22 protein-coding genes are annotated in these 22,210 nt (G+C 63.7%); 9 read left to right on the top strand and 13 right to left on the bottom strand.

Annotation, left to right across the window (positions count from 1 at the left end; translation table 11 throughout):
* Window position 1: 1 nt before the first annotated feature.
* On the bottom strand, window positions 2-1,453 hold the full coding sequence (gene gatA, locus DM872_RS24220) for an Asp-tRNA(Asn)/Glu-tRNA(Gln) amidotransferase subunit GatA (RefSeq protein WP_179061797.1): 1,452 nt from the start codon (window positions 1,451-1,453) through the stop codon (window positions 2-4).
* A gap of 14 nt (window positions 1,454-1,467) precedes the next feature.
* Window positions 1,468-1,755 carry an Asp-tRNA(Asn)/Glu-tRNA(Gln) amidotransferase subunit GatC gene (gene gatC / locus DM872_RS24215; protein WP_077525030.1) on the bottom strand — a complete coding sequence of 96 codons (288 nt, stop codon included), beginning with the start codon at window positions 1,753-1,755 and terminating at the stop codon, window positions 1,468-1,470.
* Window positions 1,756-1,973: 218 nt separating this feature from the next.
* Between gatC and mreB the strand changes: the two genes are divergently transcribed.
* From mreB to tldD, 8 genes are all read left to right on the top strand, one after another.
* Window positions 1,974-3,011 (top strand): rod shape-determining protein MreB, encoded by a 1,038-nt coding sequence (mreB, locus tag DM872_RS24210; RefSeq protein WP_077525029.1) that lies wholly within the window; start codon window positions 1,974-1,976, stop codon window positions 3,009-3,011.
* A gap of 32 nt (window positions 3,012-3,043) precedes the next feature.
* On the top strand, window positions 3,044-4,114 hold the full coding sequence (gene mreC / locus DM872_RS24205; RefSeq protein WP_179061825.1) for a rod shape-determining protein MreC: 1,071 nt from the start codon (window positions 3,044-3,046) through the stop codon (window positions 4,112-4,114).
* Window positions 4,114-4,602 carry a rod shape-determining protein MreD gene (gene mreD / locus DM872_RS24200; protein ID WP_077525027.1) on the top strand — a complete coding sequence of 163 codons (489 nt, stop codon included), beginning with the start codon at window positions 4,114-4,116 and terminating at the stop codon, window positions 4,600-4,602. Before mreC ends, mreD begins: the two co-directional genes overlap by 1 nt.
* A 51-nt stretch (window positions 4,603-4,653) precedes the next feature.
* On the top strand, window positions 4,654-5,244 hold the full coding sequence (locus DM872_RS24195) for a Maf family protein (protein WP_179061796.1): 591 nt from the start codon (window positions 4,654-4,656) through the stop codon (window positions 5,242-5,244).
* Between the two features lie 9 nt (window positions 5,245-5,253).
* Window positions 5,254-6,711, top strand: coding sequence for a ribonuclease G (gene rng, locus DM872_RS24190; RefSeq protein WP_179061795.1), 1,458 nt, complete (start codon window positions 5,254-5,256; stop codon window positions 6,709-6,711).
* Window positions 6,712-6,719: 8 nt separating this feature from the next.
* Entirely contained in the window at window positions 6,720-10,538 is a 3,819-nt protein-coding gene (locus DM872_RS24185) for a YhdP family protein (protein WP_373273738.1), read from the top strand.
* 273 nt (window positions 10,539-10,811) lie between these two features.
* Window positions 10,812-11,666 (top strand): carbon-nitrogen hydrolase family protein, encoded by an 855-nt coding sequence (locus DM872_RS24180; RefSeq protein WP_179061794.1) that lies wholly within the window; start codon window positions 10,812-10,814, stop codon window positions 11,664-11,666.
* On the top strand, window positions 11,663-13,105 hold the full coding sequence (tldD, locus tag DM872_RS24175; protein WP_179061793.1) for a metalloprotease TldD: 1,443 nt from the start codon (window positions 11,663-11,665) through the stop codon (window positions 13,103-13,105). Before DM872_RS24180 ends, tldD begins: the two co-directional genes overlap by 4 nt.
* Before the next feature lie 18 nt (window positions 13,106-13,123).
* Here tldD and yjgA read toward each other — a convergent pair whose 3' ends face one another.
* Entirely contained in the window at window positions 13,124-13,645 is a 522-nt protein-coding gene (gene yjgA, locus DM872_RS24170; RefSeq protein WP_256873462.1) for a ribosome biogenesis factor YjgA, read from the bottom strand.
* A 144-nt stretch (window positions 13,646-13,789) separates the two neighbouring features.
* On the opposite strand from yjgA, the gene pmbA reads away from it, so the two are divergent.
* Window positions 13,790-15,136 (top strand): metalloprotease PmbA, encoded by a 1,347-nt coding sequence (gene pmbA / locus DM872_RS24165; RefSeq protein ID WP_179061792.1) that lies wholly within the window; start codon window positions 13,790-13,792, stop codon window positions 15,134-15,136.
* A 66-nt stretch (window positions 15,137-15,202) separates the two neighbouring features.
* Here the strand turns inward: pmbA and DM872_RS24160 are convergent, their stop codons facing one another.
* From DM872_RS24160 to DM872_RS24115, 10 genes are all read right to left on the bottom strand, one after another.
* Complete coding sequence (locus DM872_RS24160) at window positions 15,203-15,475, bottom strand: HPr family phosphocarrier protein (protein WP_179061791.1); 273 nt, start codon at window positions 15,473-15,475, stop codon at window positions 15,203-15,205.
* Window positions 15,476-15,492: 17 nt separating this feature from the next.
* A complete protein-coding gene (gene rapZ / locus DM872_RS24155) occupies window positions 15,493-16,350 on the bottom strand; it encodes an RNase adapter RapZ (protein ID WP_179061790.1) in 858 nt (285 codons plus the stop codon).
* 9 nt (window positions 16,351-16,359) lie between these two features.
* Entirely contained in the window at window positions 16,360-16,824 is a 465-nt protein-coding gene (ptsN, locus tag DM872_RS24150) for a PTS IIA-like nitrogen regulatory protein PtsN (protein ID WP_077525017.1), read from the bottom strand.
* A gap of 16 nt (window positions 16,825-16,840) precedes the next feature.
* Window positions 16,841-17,149 carry a ribosome hibernation-promoting factor, HPF/YfiA family gene (gene hpf / locus DM872_RS24145; RefSeq protein ID WP_028628496.1) on the bottom strand — a complete coding sequence of 103 codons (309 nt, stop codon included), beginning with the start codon at window positions 17,147-17,149 and terminating at the stop codon, window positions 16,841-16,843.
* Between the two features lie 84 nt (window positions 17,150-17,233).
* Complete coding sequence (locus tag DM872_RS24140) at window positions 17,234-18,730, bottom strand: RNA polymerase factor sigma-54 (RefSeq protein ID WP_179061789.1); 1,497 nt, start codon at window positions 18,728-18,730, stop codon at window positions 17,234-17,236.
* A gap of 148 nt (window positions 18,731-18,878) precedes the next feature.
* Window positions 18,879-19,604: an LPS export ABC transporter ATP-binding protein gene (lptB, locus tag DM872_RS24135; protein WP_077525015.1), complete on the bottom strand. Its 726-nt coding sequence runs from the start codon at window positions 19,602-19,604 to the stop codon at window positions 18,879-18,881.
* Window positions 19,604-20,140 carry a lipopolysaccharide transport periplasmic protein LptA gene (gene lptA / locus DM872_RS24130; RefSeq protein WP_179061788.1) on the bottom strand — a complete coding sequence of 179 codons (537 nt, stop codon included), beginning with the start codon at window positions 20,138-20,140 and terminating at the stop codon, window positions 19,604-19,606. Before lptA ends, lptB begins: the two co-directional genes overlap by 1 nt.
* The gene (gene lptC, locus DM872_RS24125; protein ID WP_179061787.1) at window positions 20,127-20,696 is read right to left on the bottom strand and encodes an LPS export ABC transporter periplasmic protein LptC; all 570 of its coding nucleotides are present in this window, start codon (window positions 20,694-20,696) and stop codon (window positions 20,127-20,129) included. Before lptC ends, lptA begins: the two co-directional genes overlap by 14 nt.
* Before the next feature lie 8 nt (window positions 20,697-20,704).
* Entirely contained in the window at window positions 20,705-21,229 is a 525-nt protein-coding gene (locus tag DM872_RS24120) for a KdsC family phosphatase (RefSeq protein ID WP_179061786.1), read from the bottom strand.
* Window positions 21,229-22,203: a KpsF/GutQ family sugar-phosphate isomerase gene (locus DM872_RS24115; RefSeq protein ID WP_179061785.1), complete on the bottom strand. Its 975-nt coding sequence runs from the start codon at window positions 22,201-22,203 to the stop codon at window positions 21,229-21,231. The genes DM872_RS24120 and DM872_RS24115 overlap by 1 nt, the downstream gene beginning before the upstream one ends.
* Window positions 22,204-22,210 lie beyond the last annotated feature (7 nt).

Genomic DNA, 22,210 nt, shown 5'->3' with positions numbered 1-22,210 from the left:
CTCAGAATCCGGCCGGAGCGCGTTTGTGCCAATCGGTCGCCTGCTGGTACTGGTGGGCGACGTTGAGCAGGCGGCTTTCCTGGAAGTAGGGCGCCAGCAGCTGCACGCCGACCGGCAGGCCATCGATGAAGCCGGCGGGCATGGAGAGCCCCGGCACGCCCGCCAGGTTGGCGGTGATGGTGTAGATGTCTTCCAGGTACTGGGCGACGGGGTCATTGCTCTTCTCGCCGAGTTTCCAGGCCGGGTTCGGCGTAGTCGGGCCGAGGATCACGTCGACCTCACCAAAGGCGCTGACGAAGTCGTTCTTGATCAGGCGACGGATCTTCTGTGCCTTCAGGTAGTACGCGTCGTAATAGCCGGCCGACAGGGCGTAGGTGCCGACCATGATGCGACGCTTCACTTCGGCGCCGAAACCTTCGGCGCGGGAGCGTTTGTACAGGTCTTCCAGGTTCTGCGGGTTCTCGCAGCGATAGCCGAAGCGCACGCCGTCGAAGCGGGACAGGTTGGAGGACGCTTCCGCCGGGGCGATCACGTAGTAGGCCGGAATGGCGTGCTGCATGTTCGGCAGGCTGATTTCCTTTACGCTGGCGCCGAGCTTCTTCAGCTCCTCGACCACCGCCATCACGGCGTCGGCGATGCGGCTGTCGAGGCCGGCACCGAAATACTCTTTCGGCAGGCCGATGCGCAGGCCGGCCAGCGGCTGGTTCAGGCCGGCGAGGTAGTCATCGACCGGTTGGTCGACGCTGGTGGAGTCCTTGGGATCGAAGCCGGCAATGGCGCCGAGGATCAACGCGCAGTCCTCGGCGGTACGGGCCAGCGGGCCGCCCTGATCGAGGCTGGAGGCGTAGGCGATCATGCCCCAGCGGGAAACCCGGCCGTAGGTAGGCTTGATGCCGGTGAGGTTGGTGAAGGCTGCCGGCTGGCGGATCGAGCCGCCAGTGTCGGTGCCGGTGGCGGCGGGCACCAGGCGCGCGGCGACTGCCGCGGCGGAGCCACCCGAGGAGCCGCCAGGAACGCGGTCCAGCGCCCAGGGGTTCTTCACCGCGCCGTAGTGGCTGGATTCGTTGGAGGAGCCCATGGCGAACTCGTCCATGTTCAGCTTGCCGAGGCTGACCGCGCCGGCGGCCTTGAGGCGCGCGACCACGGTGGCGTCGTAGGGGGCCTTGAAACCGCTGAGGATTTTCGAGGCGCAGCTGGTCAGCACGCCTTCGGTGCAGAACAGGTCCTTGTGGGCGATCGGCGCACCGAGCAGGGCGCCTTGCTCACCGGTGGCACGCCGTGCGTCGGCTGCCTTGGCCTGTTCGATGGCCGGTTCGTCGGTGATGCTGATGAAGCTGTTCAATTGCGGATCGAGCTGGTGGATGCGCGCGAGCAGGCCGCGGGTCAGCTCTTCAGCGGAGAATTCCTTGGCGGCGAGGCCGCGGGCGATCTCGGCGAGGGTCAGTTGATGCATGGGAAACCCTTTCCTTATTCGATGACTTTGGGCACGAGGTACAGGCCGTTTTCGACGGCCGGTGCGATGGCCTGGTAGGCGTCGCGACGATTTTCCTCGGTGACGCTGTCGGCGCGCAGGCGCTGGGTGGCGTCGAGGGGGTGGGCCATGGGATCGATACCGTCGGTATCCACCGCTTGCATGGCGTCAATCAGGCCGAGGATGTTGTTCAGGGTCTCGGTGGTACGCGGGATATCGGCCTCGTTCAGGCCCAGTCGGGCGAGATGGGCGATTTTTTCCACGTCGGAGCGTTCAAGCGCCATCGGGGGTCTCCAACTAGAAGCGGCCTGCGTGGGCAGTCGACCGTGCGGGAATCGAGCGGGGAACGGTGCTGCGAACGGGCGGTCAAAGGCCGCGATGATGGGCCTTGCTGGCCCGGAAAAACAGGCAATTTAACATATCGGCGCCTTGCCCAAAATCCCTGTCATTGTTAGAGTTTGCCGCACTTTTTTACCCACGCGTTGCCTAGGGTCCCTCTCCCATGTTCAAGAAACTGCGTGGCATGTTTTCCAGTGATCTGTCGATCGACCTGGGCACTGCCAATACCCTTATTTACGTGCGCGAGCGCGGTATCGTCCTCAACGAGCCTTCCGTGGTCGCCATTCGTAACCATGGCAACCAGAAGAGCGTGGTAGCTGTAGGTACCGACGCCAAGCGCATGCTGGGCCGTACTCCTGGCAACATTTCCGCCATTCGCCCGATGAAGGATGGCGTGATCGCCGACTTCAGCGTCTGCGAAAAGATGCTGCAGTACTTCATCAACAAGGTTCACGAGAACAGCTTCCTGCAGCCGAGCCCGCGAGTCCTGATCTGCGTGCCGTGCAAATCCACCCAGGTGGAACGCCGCGCCATCCGTGAATCCGCCCTGGGCGCCGGCGCCCGCGAAGTCTTCCTGATCGAAGAGCCCATGGCCGCCGCCATCGGCGCTGGCCTGCCGGTTGAAGAAGCCCGCGGTTCCATGGTCGTGGACATCGGTGGTGGTACCACCGAGATCGCCCTGATTTCCCTGAACGGCGTGGTATACGCCGAATCCGTACGTGTTGGTGGCGACCGTTTCGACGAATCCATCGTTACCTACGTGCGCCGCAACTACGGCAGCCTGATCGGCGAATCCACCGCCGAGCGCATCAAGCAGGAAATCGGCACCGCCTTCCCGGGTGGTGAGACCCGCGAGATCGACGTCCGTGGTCGCAACCTGGCCGAAGGCGTACCGCGCAGCTTCACCCTGAACTCCAATGAAGTGCTGGAAGCCCTGCAGGAGTCCCTGGCGACCATCGTCCAGGCGGTGAAGAGCGCCCTGGAGCAATCCCCGCCGGAACTCGCCTCCGACATCGCCGAACGCGGCCTCGTGCTGACCGGTGGTGGTGCACTGCTGCGCGATCTGGACAAGCTGCTTGCCCAGGAAACCGGCCTGCCGGTGATCGTCGCCGAAGACCCGCTGACCTGCGTCGCCCGTGGTGGCGGCCGTGCCCTGGATATGATGGACCGCCACGCGATGGACCTGCTCTCCACCGAATAAGGTTGGAGAGCGCATAGCCATAGGAGCGGGCCATCAAGCCGCTATTCACCAAGGGACCTTCGCTCGGCGTACGCCTTCTGGTGTTCGCCGTGCTCTCGGCTGCACTGATGGTGGTCGATGCCCGTTTCGACACTCTCAAGCCCATGCGCGGTCAGATGGGGCTGGTACTCACGCCTTTCTATTGGCTGGCTGATCTGCCGGTCCGTGCCTGGGATGGCGTCAGCGACCAGTTCACCAGCCGCAGCACGCTGATTGCCGAGAACGAGAAGCTCAAGGCCGAAGCCCTGTTGATGCAGCGCCGCCTGCAGAAGCTGGCGACCCTTACCGAGCAGAACGTGCGGCTGCGCGAGCTGCTCAACTCCTCCGCCCTCGTGGATGAAAAAGTCCTGGTGGGCGAGCTGATCGGCGTAGACCCCAATCCCTTCACCCACCGCATCCTCATCGACAAGGGCGAGAAGGACGGCGTGTTCCTCGGTCAGCCGGTGCTCGATGCCCGTGGCCTGATGGGCCAGGTGGTCGAGGTGATGCCCTATACCGCTCGCGTACTCCTGTTGACCGATATCACCCACAGCATCCCGGTGCAGGTGAATCGCAACGGCCTGCGCGCCATCGCCAGCGGCACCGGCAACCCCGAGCGGCTCGAACTGCGTCACGTTGCGGACACCGCCGATATCAAGGAAGGCGACCTGCTGGTGAGCTCCGGTCTTGGCCAGCGCTTCCCGGCTGGCTACCCGGTAGCGACGGTCAAGGAAGTCATTCATGACTCCGGCCAGCCTTTCGCCATCGTTCGCGCCGTCCCGACCGCTGCACTGAACCGCAGCCGCTACATGCTGCTGGTGTTCACCGATACACGCAGCCCCGAAGAGCGCGCCAACGCTGCGGCCAAGGCCCAGGAAGCGGCCGATCGCGAAGCGGCTGGCCAGCCGGCACCCGACGGCACGACCGCTCCGGCTGCACCGGCTGTACCGGCAGCGCAGGTCCCGGCTGCTGGCAGCACTCCCGCAGCGCCTGCCGCTCAGGCCGCTCCGGCTACCGCGCCCGCTATCGCACCCGCAGTGCCGAATAAACCGCCAGCCGCGCAGAACACCCAGGAGAGTCACTGATGGTCGGCCAGCGCTCCAATAACGGCTGGGTCATATGGATCAGCCTGATCCTGGCCCTGGTGCTCAGCGTCGGCCCTATCCCCAGCTTCATGGAAATCGGCCGTCCGCTCTGGCTGGCGCTTTTCCTCACCTACTGGACGCTCGCCCTGCCGCATCGCGTGGGCATGACCACGGCCTGGTTGCTGGGCCTGGCGGAGGACGTGCTGTATGGCACGCTGCTCGGGCAGAACGCCCTCATCCTCGCCCTGATCACATTCCTGGTGCTGACCCTGCACCAACGCCTGCGCATGTTCCCCATGTGGCAGCAGTGCCTCGTGCTGCTCGTTGTCTTCGGTCTGGCCCAGCTGGTACAGCTGTGGCTCAATGCCCTCACCGGTAATCGTCCCCCGACCCTGGTCTTCCTGCTGCCCGCACTGGTCAGCGCGTTGCTATGGCCCTGGGTATACGCCGCCTTGCGCGGTACGAGTCGCCGCCTCAACGTCAATTGATCGGCTTGCGGCCATGTCGCAAGCCTCTGTCCTCGACAGGGAGAAGTCCGCATGGCCACGCTGTACCTGGCTTCGGGGTCGCCGCGCCGGCGTGAACTGCTGGCGCAGATCGGCGTTCCCCATGTCACCCTGATCGCTTCCATCGACGAAACCGCCCAGCCTGACGAAGTCGCTTCGGCCTACGTCGAGCGCCTGGCCCGCGAGAAAGCGCTGGCCGGCCTCGCCAGCCTGGCCGAGCCTGGCGACTCCTGCGTGCTGGGTGCGGATACCGCGGTTGTGCTGGAGGGTCGCATTCTCGGCAAGCCGGCCGATCGCGACGACGGCCTGGCGACCCTCGAATTGTTGTCCGGCCGCGAGCACGAAGTGCTCACCGCCATCGCCCTGGCCTCCGCGAACCGCTGCGAAACGCGTGTCGTTGCGAGCCGGGTGCGCTTCCGCCCCATCGCGCGAGCCGAGCTGGAAACCTATTGGGCCAGCGGCGAACCCGCCGACAAGGCCGGCAGCTACGCTATTCAGGGGCTGGGTGCGGTATTCGTCAGTCGCGTTGAAGGCAGTTATTCAGCGGTAGTGGGATTGCCGCTGCTGGAAACGGCGGAGTTGCTCGCCGGTTTCGGCATTCCTTGTTGGCAGCACCTGGGATAGGTCAACGGCATGAGCGAAGAGATTCTGATCAACATCACCCCAATGGAGTCGCGCGTGGCGGTGGTGGAGAACGGCGTGCTGCAGGAGGTGCATGTCGAGCGCACCCTGCGTCGGGGCATCGTCGGCAACATCTACAAGGGCAAGGTGGTGCGGGTACTGCCGGGTATGCAGGCGGCGTTTGTCGATATCGGCCTGGACCGTGCCGCGTTCATCCATGCCTCGGAAATCAGCAACCGCGAAGGCAGCGCGGTGGAAAGCATCAGTGCCTTGGTCCACGAAGGCCAGAGCCTGGTGGTGCAGGTCACCAAGGACCCGATCGGCAGCAAGGGCGCTCGCTTGACGACCCAGCTGTCGATTCCCTCGCGTTACCTGGTGTACATGCCGCGCACCAGCCATGTGGGCATTTCCCTGAAGATCGAGGACGAGGCCGAGCGTGAGCGCCTCAAGCAGGTCGTGGCCGATTGCATCGCCGCCGAGGGCATCGAGGAAGCGGGTGGCTTCATCCTGCGGACCGCCGCCGATGGTGCTCGCGCCGACGAGATCCTTGCGGACATCCGCTATCTCCGCCGTCTGTGGGAGCAGATCTCCTCGCAGATGCAGACCGCTTCATCGCCCTCGGTCATCTACGAAGACCTGAGCCTGGCCCTGCGAACCCTGCGCGACCTGGTCAATCCGCGCATCGAGAAGATCCGCATCGATTCGCGCGAAACCTTCCAGAAAGTCACCCAGTTCGTCGATGAACTGATGCCGGAGGTCGCCGACCGCCTGGAGCACTACCCTGGCGAGCGGCCAATCTTCGACCTCTACGGCGTCGAGGACGAAATCCAGAAGGCCCTAGAGCGCAAGGTCCTGCTGAAATCCGGCGGCTATCTGATCATCGACCCGACAGAGGCGATGACCACCATCGATGTGAACACTGGCGCCTTCGTTGGTCACCGCACCCTCGAAGAGACCATCTTCAAGACCAACCTCGAGGCTGCCACCGCCATCGCCCGCCAGCTGCGCCTGCGCAACCTGGGCGGCATCATCATCATCGACTTCATCGACATGGAAGATGAAGAACACCAGCGCCAGGTACTGCGGACCCTGGAGAAACAGCTGGAGCGCGACCACGCCAAGACCAACATCATCGGCATCACCGAACTCGGCCTGGTGCAGATGACCCGCAAGCGCACCCGCGAGAGCCTGATCCAGGTGCTCTGCGAGCCCTGCGTCAGTTGCCAGGGGCGGGGCCTGCTGAAGACCGCGGAAACCATCTGCTACGAAATCTTCCGCGAAATCCTGCGGGAGGCCCGCGCCTATCAGGCGGAAGGCTACCTGGTGCTGGCGAACCAGAAAGTCGTGGATCGCCTGTTGGACGAAGAATCGGGCAACGTCGCCGATCTGGAGGCCTTCATCGGGCGTCCGATCAAGTTCCAGGTGGAAACCATGTATTCCCAGGAACAGTACGACGTGGTCCTGCTCTGAGGCGCTGAGTGGACGCCTTCGCCCGCTGGTTGATGCGCTTCCTGCGCTGGTCGCTGGCACTTTGCGCGCTTTTCCTGGTGCTGGCCGCGCTCTACGTCAGCCTCGGACGGGAGCTCGTGCCCCTGGTGGCCGAGTACCGCACCGAGGCGGAAGCCAAGGCGTCGGCAGCGCTGGGGCAGCGGGTGACGCTTGGCGCCCTGGAGGGCCGCTGGCATGGACTGTCTCCGTTGCTGGTCGCTCACGATGTGGTGCTGGGGGAGGGTGAAAATGCCCTGCGCCTGGATCAGCTTCGTCTGATGCCCGACGTGATGGGCAGCCTGCTGGCGCAACAGCCACGGATTGCCCGCCTGGAACTGGACGGGGTGCAGCTTGGCTTGCGCCAGGATGAGGCCGGCAAGTGGCAGCTCGAAGGGCTCACTTCCAGTTCCAACAAGCCCCTGCCGGGTCCAGGGCAGTTGCGCGACCTGTTGAAGCAGGTCGGTCTCGTATCCGTGCTGAACAGCCGGCTCACCCTGGGGCCGCACGGGCAGAAGCCCGCAAGCCTTACCGATGTCAGCCTCAGCCTGAGGGCCAGCGGTAGTCGCCAGCGCCTCGATGGCCACCTGACACTGCCGGATGGGCAACCCATGGCCGTGCGGCTGCGTTCCCGTCTCAATGCCGACGCCTGGCTGCAGAGCGAGGCCGAACTCTATCTCAGCCTGCCGCAAACCGACTGGGCACGCTGGCTGCCTGCCGGCCTCACCCGCGAGTGGCATCTGCAGCGCCTGCAGGCCGGCGGCGAAATCTGGGGCGAGTGGGCCAAGGGCGATCTGCAGCGTGCGGCAATGCGTCTGCATGCGCCGGAGGTTCGCGGCGCCTATGCCGAGCGCAAGGCGGTCACCCTCGCGAACCTCGGGTTGAATGTCTTCTTTACCCGCAACGATGAAGGTTTTCAGGTCCTGCTCGATTCGCTTGCCGCGAACATCGGCAAGGAGCGTTGGGGCGAGGCTCACCTGCGTCTCGACCACAAGTCCGGCGAGCAGCCGGAATGGTCGCTGGTTGCCGATCGTCTCGACGTGGGGCCGCTGCTGCCCGTAGTGGAGGCGCTCGCGCCGCTTCCCGAGCAGGCGGCAGCCGCCGTCGCCGGCCTCAAGCCTCGCGGTGCCCTGCGCAACCTCAGCCTGCAATACCGTCCGCAACAGGAAGGTGCCAAACGGCTGGAGTTCAGCAGCAACCTGGATGCCGTCGGTATCGACGCTTACCACGGCGCCCCGGCGGTCGAGAACGTCAGCGGCAGCGTGGCGGGTGATCTCCACCAGGGTGAACTGCGGCTGGATTCGAGTGACTTCGCCCTGCACCTCGATCACCTGTTCCCCAAGGCCTGGCGCTATCGGGAGGCCAATGCCCGGCTGACCTGGAGCCTGGACGAAACCGCCGTGACCCTGGCCAGCCCTTACATGCGGCTGGAAGGCGAGGAGGGCAGCATTGCCGGCGATATGTTGATCCGGCTAATGCGCGATCCCGAGGCGGAGGACTACATGGATTTGCGCGTGGGGTTGCGCAATGGTGATGCCCGCTACACCGAAAAGTACCTGCCCACCCGGTCCCCAGGGCTTAGCCCGGCCCTGGCCAAATGGCTCAAGCAGGCGATCAAGGGCGGCGCGGTGGACGAGGGCTTCTTCCAGTACCAGGGCTCCCTGGCCCGTGAGGCAAGTCCATCGGCCCGCTCCATCAGCCTGTTTTTCAAGGTCCACGATGCCGAACTCGCCTATCAGCCCGGCTGGCCGGAGCTGCGCGAGGCTCGGGGCGACGTATTCATCGAGGACAGCGGCGTGCGCATCAAGGTGCCGGCCGGGCGCATCCTCGACTCGCGGGTGAGCGATGCCGAGGCCGAGGTGCCCCATGTCGAGCCCGGGCAAGTGCCGCGCCTGCAACTGGATGCCAAGCTCGACAGCAGCTTCACCGATGGACTGAAAATCCTTCAGGAGGCCCCGATGGAAACGGCGAACATCTTCGCCGGCTGGCAAGGGCAGGGCACCCTCGATGGCAACTTGAAGCTGGACATCCCGTTGGAGAAGGGGCATCCGCCCCATGTGGTGGTGGACCTCGCCACCCGGGATGCGCAGTTGAAGATCGCCCGTCCGGAGTTGTCCCTCAGCCAGCTCAAGGGCGCCTTCCGCTACGACACCGACACGGGGCTCAGCGCCCAGGATATTCGTGGCCATGCGTTCGGCCGTGAGGTCCGCGCCAGTGCCAAGGCCGAGGGCAGCAACGGCAAGGCCCGCTCCCGAATCCTCGCCACGGGCAGCATCGCCCTGAACGACCTCACCAAATGGCTCGGCGTCACCCAGCAGTTGCCGGCGTCGGGCACCTTGCCCTACAGCCTGAACCTGAGCCTGGACGGTCCGAACAGCCAGCTGCGCATCGACTCCAATCTGAAGGGCCTGGCGATCGACGTGCCCGCTCCTTTCGGCAAGGCCGCCGATGACAGTCGCGATGCCAGCTGGCGCATGACCCTGGAAGGTGACGAGCGGAGCTATTGGCTGGACTACGCAGGGCTCGCCAGCCTCGCCCTGGCGGCACCGGTGGGCAAGCTGGAGGACGGACGTGGCGAGCTGGTGCTGGGCGGTGGCGCCGCAACGGTGCCGGGTACCAAGGGCTTGCGAGTCCGGGGCCGGGTCGCGGAGCTGGACACAGCGCCCTGGCTGGCGCTGGCCAAGCAATACACACCGAAGGACAGCGCCGAAAAGGCCCGCATGTTGCGCAGCGCCGATCTGGAGATCGGCCAGTTCAAGGGCTTCGGCACGATCTTCGAGAATCTCAAGGTCAACCTCGACCGCTCCAGTACGGGCTGGAATCTCGGGCTGGACAGCGCCCTCATGCAGGGAACGGTCGTGATGGCGGACGCCAAGGATGTGCCTATCGCCATCCGCATGAAGCAGATTCGGCTGCCCGAGCCCCCTGAAAACGATGCGGAAGCCGACGCCAAGCCCGACCCTCTGGCGGGCATCGACCCCCATAAGGTCCCTGCAATGGACGTGCGTATCGATCAGGTGATGCTGGGCGACTCGCCGCTGGGGGCCTGGTCGTTCAAGGCTCGTCCCAGCGCCAAGGGCGTGGCGTTCAGTGAACTGGACCTCGACCTCAAGGGGCTGAAGGTCTCGGGGACGGCAGGTTGGGAAGAAGCGGCTGAAGGCAGTGCGTCCTGGTACAAGGGGCGGCTCGAAGGCAAGAACCTGGCTGATGTGCTCAAGGCCTGGAACTTCGCACCCTCAGCCACCAGCGAGCGCTTCCGCCTCGACGCCGATGGCCGCTGGCCCGGATCTCCCGCCTGGGTCAGCCTGAAACGATTCTCCGGCTCCCTGGATGCCAGCCTGCGTAATGGCCAGTTCATCGAAGTGGAAGGCGGCGCCCAGGCGCTGCGGGTGTTCGGCCTGCTCAACTTCAATTCCATCGGCCGTCGCTTGCGTCTGGACTTCTCCGATTTGCTGGGCAAAGGCCTGGCCTATGACCGGGTGAAAGGATTGCTGGTGGGGAGCGAAGGGCGCTTCGTGACGCGTAAACCGATCACCCTCGAAGGCCCGTCCAGCGGGCTGGAACTGGATGGCACCCTGGACCTGGCCGCCGATCGCATCGACGCCAAACTGCTGGTGACTCTCCCGGTAACCAACAACCTGCCACTGGCGGCGCTGATCGTCGGTGCGCCGGCCATTGGCGGCGCACTTTTCGTCGTGGACAAGTTGCTGGGCGACAAGGTGGCGCGCTTCGCCAGCGTGCAATACAAGGTTGAAGGTTCCTGGAAGAGCCCCAAGATCACCTTTGAAAAGCCATTTGAAAAGTCTCGCTGAAATGACCCTGTGGAAACGTCGCGAGCGAAGGTCAGGCAAGGCGCAATGACCAACGGGAGTAACAGCCGTAGGCTGGCCCGGAGGGTGAGCGCCAGCGAGTAAAACAGCCGAAAAAGCGCAGTTTACATGTTGTAAATGAGCATTTTGATCGGACTCGCGCGCGAGGCTGTTTTCAACGCAGCATCACCGAGCGCAGTAGTTTCCACATGGTCAGTAAAGCGAGCTTTCGTGGCTTGGGTTAGCATGCATCCCATGCCTTGTGCGGAGATTCCGATGTCCCTTGCCGTGATTCAGATGGTCAGTCAGGACGATGTCCTGGCCAACCTCACCAGCGCCCGGCGCCTGCTGGAGCAGGCCGCTGAAAGTGACGCCCGCCTGGCCGTGCTGCCAGAGAACTTCGCGGCCATCGGTCGTCGCGACCTGGCCGACCTGGGCCGCGCCGAAGCAGAAGGGCAGGGTCCGATCCTGCCCTGGCTGCGCCAGGCAGCACGTGATCTCAAGCTGTGGATAGTGGCGGGCACTTTGCCCTTGCCGCCCGACGGACGGCCAGCGGACAAGGCGAACGCCTGTTCCCTGCTGATCGATGAGCAGGGTGAGCGGGTTGCGCGTTACGACAAGATCCATCTGTTCGATGTGGATGTGGCTGACAACCGTGGCCGCTATCGTGAGTCCGATGACTATGCCCATGGCGCCCAGGTGGTGGTGGCCGATACGCCGGTGGGGCGCCTTGGCCTGACCGTTTGCTACGACCTGCGTTTCCCTGAGCTTTATGGCGCCCTCCGCGAGGCCGGTGCCGAACTGATCAGCGCACCCGCGGCCTTTACCGCCGTCACGGGCGCCGCTCACTGGCAGGTGCTGGTCCGCGCCCGTGCCATCGAAACCCAATGCTACCTGCTGGCAGCCGGGCAGGGCGGTGTGCATCCCGGCCCACGGGAAACCTTCGGCCATTCCGCCATCGTCGACCCGTGGGGCCGTGTACTGGCCGAGAAGGCCAGTGGCGAAGCCGTACTGATTGCGGAACGCGATGCCGCCGAACAGGCGGCCGTTCGCCAGCGCATGCCGGTAAGCACCCACAGAAGATTCATTACGCCGGCCATTCCCGGGCCGGCGCGTACGGAGAAGTTATGAGCGACCTCTTGTTATCCGTCAGCGAGCATCTGCTGGCGCCCGGCGACCTCAGCATCGAGCAGTTGCCGGAGATCCTCGGCGAGTTGGCAGGTCCTGGTATCGATGCCGCTGATCTCTACTTCCAGGGACAGATCTCCGAGTCCTGGGTGCTGGAGGACGGCATCGTCAAGGAAGGCAGCTTCCACCTCGATCAAGGCGTGGGCGTGCGTGCCCAGTCAGGCGAAAAGACCGGTTTCGCCTACAGCAATGCCATCACCGGCGAAGCGCTGCGTCAGGCGGCGCGTGCCGCACGTTCGATTTCCCGTGCTGGCCAGGAAGGTCGAGTCCAGGCCTTCGCCAGCCCGCAGATCACCCGGCTCTATGATTCCAGCAGCCCGCTGGACGTGATCAGCCGTGCCGAGAAAGTGGAATTGCTGAAGCAGGTGGACGCCGCGACCCGCGCGCTGGACCCGCGCATCAAGCAGGTCACCGTGAGCATGGCCGGTGTCTGGGAACGTATTCTGATTGCCGCCAGCGATGGCAGCCTGGGCGCGGATGTGCGCCCATTGGTGCGTTTCAACGTCAGCGTCATCGTCGAGCAGAATGGTCGTCGCGAGCGTGGGGGCCACGGTGGCGGCGGGCGTACCGACTACCGTTACTTCCTTCAGGAAGACCGTGCCATGGGCTACGCCCGTGAGGCACTGCGCCAGGCGCTGGTCAACCTGGAAGCCATTCCGGCACCGGCTGGCACCTTGCCGGTGGTGATGGGGGCGGGCTGGTCCGGCGTACTGCTGCACGAAGCCGTGGGTCACGGCCTCGAAGGCGACTTCAACCGCAAGGGCAGCTCAGCCTACAGCGGTCGCATCGGCGAGAAAGTCGCATCCAGCCTCTGCACCATCGTCGATGACGGTACCCTGGCCTATCGCCGTGGTTCCCTCAGCGTCGACGACGAAGGCACGCCGACCCAATGCACTACCCTGATCGAAAATGGCGTGCTCAAGGGCTACATGCAGGACAAGCTCAACGCCCGCCTGATGAAGGTGGCGCGCACTGGCAACGGCCGTCGTGAGTCCTATGCGCACCTGCCGATGCCGCGCATGACCAACACCTACATGCTGGCCGGCAAGAGCGATCCCCAGGAAATCATTGCGTCGGTGGAACGCGGCATCTATTGCGCCAACCTGGGCGGCGGTCAGGTGGATATCACCAGCGGCAAGTTCGTCTTCTCCACCAGCGAGGCCTACCTGATCGAGAACGGCAAGATCACCGCGCCGGTGAAGGGCGCCACCCTGATCGGCAACGGTCCGGAGGCGATGAGCCGGGTGTCCATGGTCGGCAATGACCTGGCGCTGGACAGCGGCGTGGGTACCTGCGGCAAGGACGGGCAGTCGGTGCCCGTTGGCGTGGGTCAGCCGACCCTGAAGATCGATGCGATCACGGTCGGTGGGACGGGGGCCTGATGCCGGCCCCCGGAAGGATCAACGCAAGCCGCGCTTGGCTTCGTCCAGGTCGCGGATGTATTTGAACACCTTGCGCGCGGCGGCCGGCGGTTTGTTGTGGGCTGCTTCGTGCTGGGCATGACGGATGAGGCCGCGCAGGTGCTGGCGGTCGGTTTCCGGGTAGTCGGCGACGAAGCTTTCCAGGGCGGTATCGCCACCTTCGATCAGGCGGTCGCGCCAGCGCTCCAGCGCGTGGAAGCGTTCGTTGTACTCGCGGGTGGAGCTGTCGAGTTGGTCGATGAGGGCGACGATGGCCTCGACGTCCTGCTCGCGCATGAGCTTGCCGATGTACTGGATGTGCCGTTTGCGGGCGACGTTCGCCTTGTGCTTCGGCGCTTCCGCCAGGGCTTTTTGCAGGGCGTCGGTCAGCGGCAGCTTGGCCAGCACGTCGGCCTTGAAGGTGGTCAGGCGTTCGCCGAGTTCCTGCAGGGCATGCAGCTCGCGTTTGACCTGGGATTTACTCTTCTCGCCAGAGAAGTCGTCGTCGAGGAATTCAGACATGGGGGTGGTCCAATGGGAAACGCCGCCATGATAACCAGTCGGGGCCGCGTTGTCCGGCCCGGCTGGCGCCGCCGGAGTGCGGTAAATGCGGCAAGGCGCCAGGTTGCGCCTGCCGCGTCGAACACTATTTGAACTGGAGTGGCTATGAGTGAAGTAGAAGTGGTCGGCCCGGAAGCATTGCCGGAACTGCAGGCGCGGGTCGAACGCATCCTCGCCGAGGCCCGGCGCCAGGGCGCCAGCGCCTGTGAGGTGGCTGTTTCAGTAGAGCAGGGACTCTCCACCACGGTTCGCCATGGCGAGGTGGAAACGGTCGAGTTCAACCGTGATCAGGGATTCGGCATCACCCTGTATGTCGGCCAGCGCAAGGGCTCGGCCAGCACCTCGGCCAGCGGTGAGGACGCGATTCGCGAAACCGTCGCCGCTGCGCTCGCCATCGCCAAGCATGCTTCCGAGGACGAGTGCGCCGGTCTGGCCGATGCAGCGCTGATGGCCCGTGATCTGCCGGAACTGGATCTCTACCATCCCTGGTCGATCACCCCCGAGCAGGCGGTGGAGCAGGCGCTGATCTGCGAGACGGCGGCATTCGAGACTGACAAGCGCGTCAGCAAGGCGGACGGCACCACCCTCAATACCCATCAGGGTTGCCGCGTTTACGGCAACAGCCATGGTTTCGTCGGTGGTTATGCGAGCACGCGGCACAGCCTGAGTTGCGTGATGATTGCCGAGCAACAGGGGCAGATGCAGCGCGACTACTGGTATGACGTCAGCCGCATTGGCAGCCAGCTTGCCGATCCGGCCAGCATTGGCCGTCGCGCTGCCGAACGCACCGCGGCCCGCCTTGGCGCCCGCCCGGTGCCCACCTGCGAGGTGCCGGTGCTGTTCGCCGCCGAGCTGGCCACAGGCTTGTTCAGCAGCTTCCTCGGCGCCATTTCCGGCGGCAACCTGTACCGCAAATCCTCGTTCCTCGAGGGGGCCCTGGGCCAGCGGTTGTTCCCCGAGTGGCTGTCCATCGACGAGCGTCCGCATATTCCGCGAGCCATGGCCAGCGCGGCCTTCGACAACGACGGCCTGGCGACCTATGCCAAGCCCTTCGTCGAGAAAGGCGAGTTGGTGTCCTACATCCTCGGCACCTATTCCGGCCGCAAGCTGGGCCTGCCGAGCACCGCTAACGCCGGCGGCGTGCACAACCTCTTCGTCAGCCATGGCCAGGAAGACCTCACAGCGCTGTTGCGTCGCATGGGCCGCGGCCTGCTGGTGACCGAGCTGATGGGGCAGGGGCTGAACATGGTGACCGGCGACTACTCCCGTGGCGCCGCTGGCTACTGGGTGGAGAACGGCGAAGTCCAGTTCCCGGTGCAGGAAGTGACCATTGCCGGCAATCTCAAGGATATGTTCCGCCAGATCCTGGCGGTGGGCAGTGACCTGGAGCTGCGTGGCAATATCCGCACCGGCTCGGTGCTCATCGAGAAAATGACGGTGGCCGGTAGCTGAGGCTGCCTGTCCCCAGAATGAAAAACGCGCCCCGATGGGCGCGTTATTCATTGGGGCAAATGACCGTCACTCACCTTCGTCGAACTTGTTATTGATCAGCTCGATCAAGGCGTTGAGGGCGTCGTCGTCCTGATCGCCTTCGGTATGCAGGTGGATGGGCGTGCCCTTGCCCGCAGCCAGCATCATCACCGCCATGATGCTCTTGCCGTCGACCAGGCTTTCGGGGGTGCGGCCGACGCGGATCTGGCAGGGATAGCGACCGGCCACGCCGACGAACTTCGCCGCCGCCCGGGCGTGCAGGCCGAGCTTGTTGATGATCGTGATCTCGCAGGCAGGCATCGCGTTTTCCAATCCTTCTAACTGAGGTCGCGGTGGCGAACCTGGACATTCTTCAAACTGGGTTTCAGTGCCGCTCCCAGGCGATCGGCAATGTACACCGAGCGGTGATGCCCGCCGGTGCAGCCGATGGCGATGGTGACATAAGCCCGGTTGCTGGCAGCGAAGCGTGGCAGCCATTTGCTCAGGTAGCTGTGGATATCCTGATACATCTCCTCCACATCCGGCTGGCCGGCAAGGTATTCGGCCACTACCGAATCAAGCCCCGAATGGTCGCGCAATTCAGGCTTCCAGTAGGGGTTGGGCAGGCAGCGCACGTCGAACACCAGGTCAGCATCCACAGGCATGCCGCGCTTGAAGCCGAAGGATTCGATCAGGAAGGCCGTGCCGGGCTCGGGTTGATTGAGCAGGCGTAGCTTGATGCTGTCACGCAGCTGATAGAGGTTGAGATGCGTGGTGTCGATCTTCAGGTCTGCGAGATCGGCAATGGGCGCCAGCAGCACTTCCTCGTCCCGAATGGCTTCGGCCAGGGAACGATTGTCATTGGTCAGCGGATGGCGCCGGCGCGTTTCAGAGAAGCGCTTGAGCAGGGTGTCGTGCTCGGCGTCGAGGTAGAGCACATCGCATTTGATGTGACGATTGCGCGCCTCGGCGAGTAGCTCGGGGAAGCGTTGCAAATGGCTGGGCAGGTTGCGCGCGTCGATGGAGACGGCGACCTGGGGTTGCAGCAGCTCGGTATGCAACAGTGCCCGTTCGGCCAACTCGGGAAGCAGGCCGGCGGGGAGGTTGTCGATGCAGTAGTAGCCGTGGTCCTCGAGAACATCGAGGGCGGTGCTCTTGCCCGACCCGGAGCGGCCGCTGACGATGATCAGGCGCATGGTGAAGCCCTAGCGTCCGCTCTGCACGTCCACCACTACCTGGTAGAGGCTGGCGCTGTCGGGAGCCTGGCGTAGTCGCTCGCGTACATCGCTGCGGTCGAGCATGCTGGCTATCTGTCGGAGCAGTTCAAGGTGCTCATCGGTAGCAGCTTCCGGGACCAGCAGGACGAACAGCAGGTCAACGGGAGCGCCATCGATGGCGTCGAAATCGACTGGAGCGTCAAGGCGCAGCACGGCGCTTATGGGCGCCATGCAGCCGGTGAGGCGACAGTGGGGAATGGCGATGCCGTTGCCGAAACCGGTGGAGCCGAGCTTCTCCCGGGCTACCAGGCTTTCGAAGATATCCTGGTTGTCGAGGTCGGGAAGATCACGGGAAACCAGCTTGGCAATCTGTTCCAGTACACGCTTTTTGCTGCCACCCGGCACGTTCACCAGGGAACGGCCGGGGGTCAGGATTTGCTCGAGTCGAATCATAGGAAGGGGAAGAGTGTCAGCGGGCCGTAGCGCCCTGCTGGCGATTCAACTGCTTTTCCTTGTGTTTGATCAGTTGGCGGTCAAGTTTGTCGGTAAGCAGGTCGATGGCAGCGTACATGTCTTCATGTTCCGCATTGGCCACGACCTCCCCACCAGCGATGTGCAAGGTGGCTTCGATCTTCTGCTTCAGTTTCTCGACCTCCATGATGACTTGCACATTGGTGATCTTGTCGAAGTGGCGCTCGAGCCGGCCAAGTTTCTCGCCGACATAATCGCGCAGGGCGTCGGTCACATCCAGTTGATGTCCACTGATGTTGACTTGCATACCGCTTTCTCCTTATTGCCCGTGTATAAGAGACAGGCTAACGGGCCTGCCACCGGAACACTTTGGCGTGGGTCAATTTCCGCGTCACATCAGTCGCTTCCGCTCGCTGGAAGGCGCTATCCCAAGGGATTCGCGATACTTGGCTACTGTGCGACGGGCCACTTGAATGCCCTGTGCCTCCAGTAAACCAGCGATCTTGCTGTCGCTCAACGGCTTTTTCGGATTTTCCGCCGCGACCAGTTTTTTGATGATCGCGCGGATCGCGGTAGACGAACATTCGCCGCCTTCCGAGGTGCTGACGTGGCTGGAGAAGAAGTACTTCAGCTCGTAGATTCCGCGGGGAGTGTGCATGTATTTCTGCGTGGTCACGCGCGAAATGGTGGACTCGTGCATGCCCACGGCTTCGGCGATGTCGTGCAGGACCAGGGGCTTCATCGCCTCGTCGCCATATTCCAGGAAGCCGCGCTGGTGCTCGACGATCTGGGTGGCGACCTTCATCAGGGTCTCGTTGCGGCTCTGCAGGCTCTTGATGAACCAGCGCGCTTCCTGAAGCTGATTGCGCATGAAGGTGTTGTCGGCGCTGGAATCGGCGCGACGCACGAAACCGGCGTAGTGCGGATTGACCCGCAGGCGTGGCACGGCTTCCTGGTTCAGTTCGACCAGCCAGCGTTCGTTGTGCTTGCGGACGATCACGTCGGGCACCACGTACTCAGGTTCGCTGGCTTCGATCTGCGAGCCGGGACGCGGATTCAGGGCCTGGATCAGTTCGATGATCTGACGCAGCTCGTCTTCCTTGACCTTCATACGCCGCATCAGCTGGCTGTAGTCACGGCTGCCGAGCAGATCGAGGAAGTCGCCGGCCAGGCGCAGGGCCTCGGTCAGCCACGGGGTGCCTGGTAGCAGTTGGCGGAGTTGCAGGATCAGGCATTCGCGCAGGTCGCGGGCGCCGATGCCGGCGGGCTCGAACTGCTGGATGCGATGGAGGACGACTTCGACTTCGTCCAGTTCGATGCCGAGCTCAGGGTCGAAGGCTTCGACGATTTCCGCCAGCGACTCTTCGAGGTAACCGTCGTTATTGATGCAGTCGATCAGGGTGACCGCGATCAGGCGGTCGGTGTCCGACATGGGAGCCAGGTTCAGCTGCCAGAGCAGGTGGCTTTGCAGGCTTTCGCCGACCGAGGTGCGCGAGGTGAAATCCCACTCGTCGTCATCGTTGCTCGGCAGGCTGCTGGCGCTAGTCTGGTAGACGTCTTCCCAGGCTGTGTCGACCGGCAGCTCGCTCGGAATGCGCTCATGCCATTCGCCATCTTCCATGGCTTCGGCATTGGTTTCGACGCTGGACTCCTGGAAGCTGGTTTCCTGGCTGCCCGTATTGGGCTGCTGGTCACCTTCGGCCATTGGGTCGGAGGTGTCGAAATCGTCGCCATCCTCCTGCCGCTCGAGCATCGGGTTGGATTCCAACGCTTCCTGGATCTCCTGCTGGAGGTCCAGGGTGGAGAGTTGGAGTAGGCGGATGGCCTGTTGCAGCTGCGGGGTCATCGTCAGCTGCTGGCCCATCTTGAGGACTAGCGATGGTTTCATGGCAGAGGGCTTTGCACCTTGATTCGCCGGCGCTCACGCGCCATCCACTACAGGGCGCCTAAGCGCCACCAGGAAGCAAATTATATGCCTGACCTTGAAGGATTTTCCTAGCTCGCGCAAGCCATCTTGTAGGCGATGTCGCGGGACGCTACAGGCGGAACTCGTGGCCCAGATAGACTTCCTTCACCAACTGGTTGGCCAGGATGGCTTCCGCGCTACCTTCTGCGATCAGTTGTCCGTCACTGACAATGTAGGCGGTCTCGCAGATGTCCAGGGTCTCACGCACGTTGTGGTCGGTGATAAGTACACCGATTCCCTTGGCCTTGAGGTGATGGATGATCTGCTTGATGTCGCCCACGGAAATGGGGTCCACGCCGGCGAAGGGTTCGTCCAGCAGGATGAATTTTGGGGAGGTGGCCAGTGCACGGGCGATTTCCACACGACGCCGCTCACCGCCCGACAGGCTCATGCCGAGGCTGTCGCGGATGTGGCTGATGTGGAACTCCTGCAGCAGGCTTTCCAGCTCCTTGCGGCGTGCGGCGCGATCCAGGTCCTTGCGGGTCTCGAGGATCGCCATGATGTTGTCCGCGACGCTGAGCTTGCGGAAGATCGAGGCTTCCTGCGGCAGATAGCCGATACCCGCACGGGCGCGGCCGTGCATGGGCTGGTGGGTGACATCCTGCTGGTCGATCAGGACGCGGCCCTGGTCGGCCTGGACGAGGCCGACGATCATGTAGAAGCAGGTGGTCTTGCCGGCGCCGTTGGGGCCGAGAAGGCCAACGATCTGTCCGCTGTCGATCGACAGGCTGACATCGCGTACCACCTGGCGGCTCTTGTAGCTCTTGGCCAGATGCTGGGCTTTGAGAGTCGCCATTACTGTGCTTTCTGCTCTTTCTTCTTCGGCTGGATGACCATGTCGATCCGCGGACGCGGCGTGCTGACATTGGTGCCGGTAGCGCGTCCTGCGTTGACGATCTGGCGCTGGGTGTCATAGACGATCTTCTCGCCTTCGAAGGTATTACCTTCCTGGACCACCTTGGCCTGGTCGAGCAGGATGATGCGCTCGTTGGCAGCGAAGTATTGGATGGTCAGGCCATAGGCCTTGACGATTTCCTTGTCCACTGCGGGCTTCTGTTCGTAGTACGCGGGCTTGCCGACAGAGGTGAAGACCTCGACATCGCCATTCGCGTCCTGGGTGATGGTGACGGTGTCGCCGGTGATCTTCAGGGTGCCCTGGGTGATCACGACGTTGCCGCGGTAGACGGCGACGCCTTGCTTGTCATCGAGCTCGGCGCTGTCGGCCTGGACGCGGATCGGTTGATCGCGGTCCGTGGGCAGGGCCCAGGCGGCAGCACTTCCGAGTGCGGTGCCCAGGCTGAGCAACAGGGGGAGGGTTTTAACGAACCTCATGCTGGCCTCTTACATTGGACTGCAGGATCATCCTGCTGTCATTCAAGTACGCTTTCATTCCTTGCGCCGTGGTCACCCCATTGGCCGCGTCGATTCTAACGGCTTGCTGGGTCTGCGCATATTCCTCGTCAGGGAACACGGTCAGGCGGCTGGTGGTCAGGATGGTCGGGCGCCCTTTGCCGTCGGTGCGCGCCACTCGGACCTTGTCGATCAATTCGACCTGCTTGCCTTCAGGGCCGACTTCGCCACGCTCGCTCTGCACATGCCATGGATAGGCGGTGCCGCGGTGCAGAAGCAGGTCAGGATTGGTCAGCAGTGTGACATCAGTGGCCTTTATATGTTCGAGGCGGGTGGCAGTCATTTCGTAGTGGAGCTTGCCGTCTTCCTGGAACTGGGTGCTCTTGCCGTTTTCCACGTAGAAATCGATGGCGTTGTCATTGCCTGGAGCGCTTGTCCGGTCCATGAAGCTTTCGGGGCGGATATTCCAGTACCCCAGGGCGATGAGTAGCGCAGCGATCGGGATCAGGAACAGCGCAAGGCGGATGTTCTTTGGCATCGGTAACCTCAGAGATAAGCGGCTTGCGCCGCTTCCAGGCTGCCCTGGGCGCGCAGGATGAGTTCGCAGAACTCGCGGGCCGCGCCTTCGCCACCACGCGCCTGGGTGATGCCGTGGGCATGTTCGCGAACGAATGCGTCGGCATTGGCCACGGCCATGCCCAGGCCGACACGACGAATTACCGGCAGGTCGGGCAGGTCGTCCCCGAGATAGGCGACCTGGTCATAGTTCAGGCCCAGCTCCGCGAGCAGGCCATCAAGGACAACCAGTTTATCTTCGCGTCCCTGGAACAGATGCTGGATGCCGAGATTCTGTGCGCGGCGCTCGACCACTTCCGACTGGCGACCGCTGATGATGGCCGTGCGAACGCCGCCATTCATCAACATCTTGATGCCCTGGCCGTCGAGGGTGTTGAACGTCTTGAATTCTCCGCCTCCGGGCAGGAAGTAGAGACGGCCGTCGGTCAGCACGCCGTCCACGTCGAACACGGCCAGGCGGACGGCCTTGGCGCGGCTGAGGAGTTCATTGCTCATCAGATCACTCCTGCGCGGGTCATGTCATGGATGTGCAGCGCGCCGATGGGGCGGTCATCTGCATCGACCACGACCAGTACGTTGATCTTGTGGTCATCCATGATCTTCAGCGCTTCGGCGGCAAGCATGTCCGGGCGTACCGTCTTGCCGTGGATGGTCATGACATCGTCGATGCTGGCCAGGCGTACGTCGACACCCTTGTCCAGGGTGCGGCGCAGGTCGCCGTCGGTAAAGATGCCGGCGAGGTGGCCGTCGGGTTCCACCACCGCGGTCATGCCCAGGCCCTTGCGGGTCATTTCCAGGAGTGCCTCGCGAAGCGGCGTACCGCGCGCAACGCTGGGCAGGCTGTCGCCGCCATGCATGATGTTCTCCACCTTCAGCAGCAGGCGACGACCAAGCGCGCCACCCGGATGGGAAAACGCGAAATCCTCGGCAGTGAAACCGCGGGCTTCCAGCAGGGCGATGGCCAGGGCATCGCCGAGAACCAGTGCGGCCGTGGTGGAAGAGGTGGGGGCCAGGTTCAGTGGGCAGGCTTCCTGGGCCACGCGGGCATCCAGATTGGCGGCCGCGGCCTTGGCCAGCGGCGAATCCGGTTTGCCGGTGAGGCTGATCAGGGTGATCCCCAGGCGCTTGATCAGCGGCAGCAGGGTGACGATCTCGGCAGTCGATCCGGAGTTGGAGAGCGCCAGGACCACGTCTTCACGGGTGATCATGCCCATGTCGCCATGGCTGGCCTCGGCCGGGTGGACGAAGAAGGACGGTGTGCCGGTGCTGGCCAGAGTGGCGGCGATCTTGTTGCCGACATGCCCGGACTTGCCCATGCCTACCACCACCACGCGTCCCTTGCAGGCCAGGATCAGCTCGCAGGCGCGAACGAAATCGGCGTCGATGCGCGGCAGGAGGGCGTCGATCGCCTCGCGTTCGAGTTGGATAGTGCGTTGTGCGGACTTGATGAGATCGCTGGATTGGCTCATGGGGCGT

It is taken from the genome of Pseudomonas taiwanensis (genome assembly GCF_013393345.1).
GTDB lineage: Bacteria > Pseudomonadota > Gammaproteobacteria > Pseudomonadales > Pseudomonadaceae > Metapseudomonas > Metapseudomonas resinovorans_C.
The sequence above is the reverse complement of the archived record's forward strand: the minus strand, read 5'-3'. Positions and strand labels throughout refer to the sequence as shown.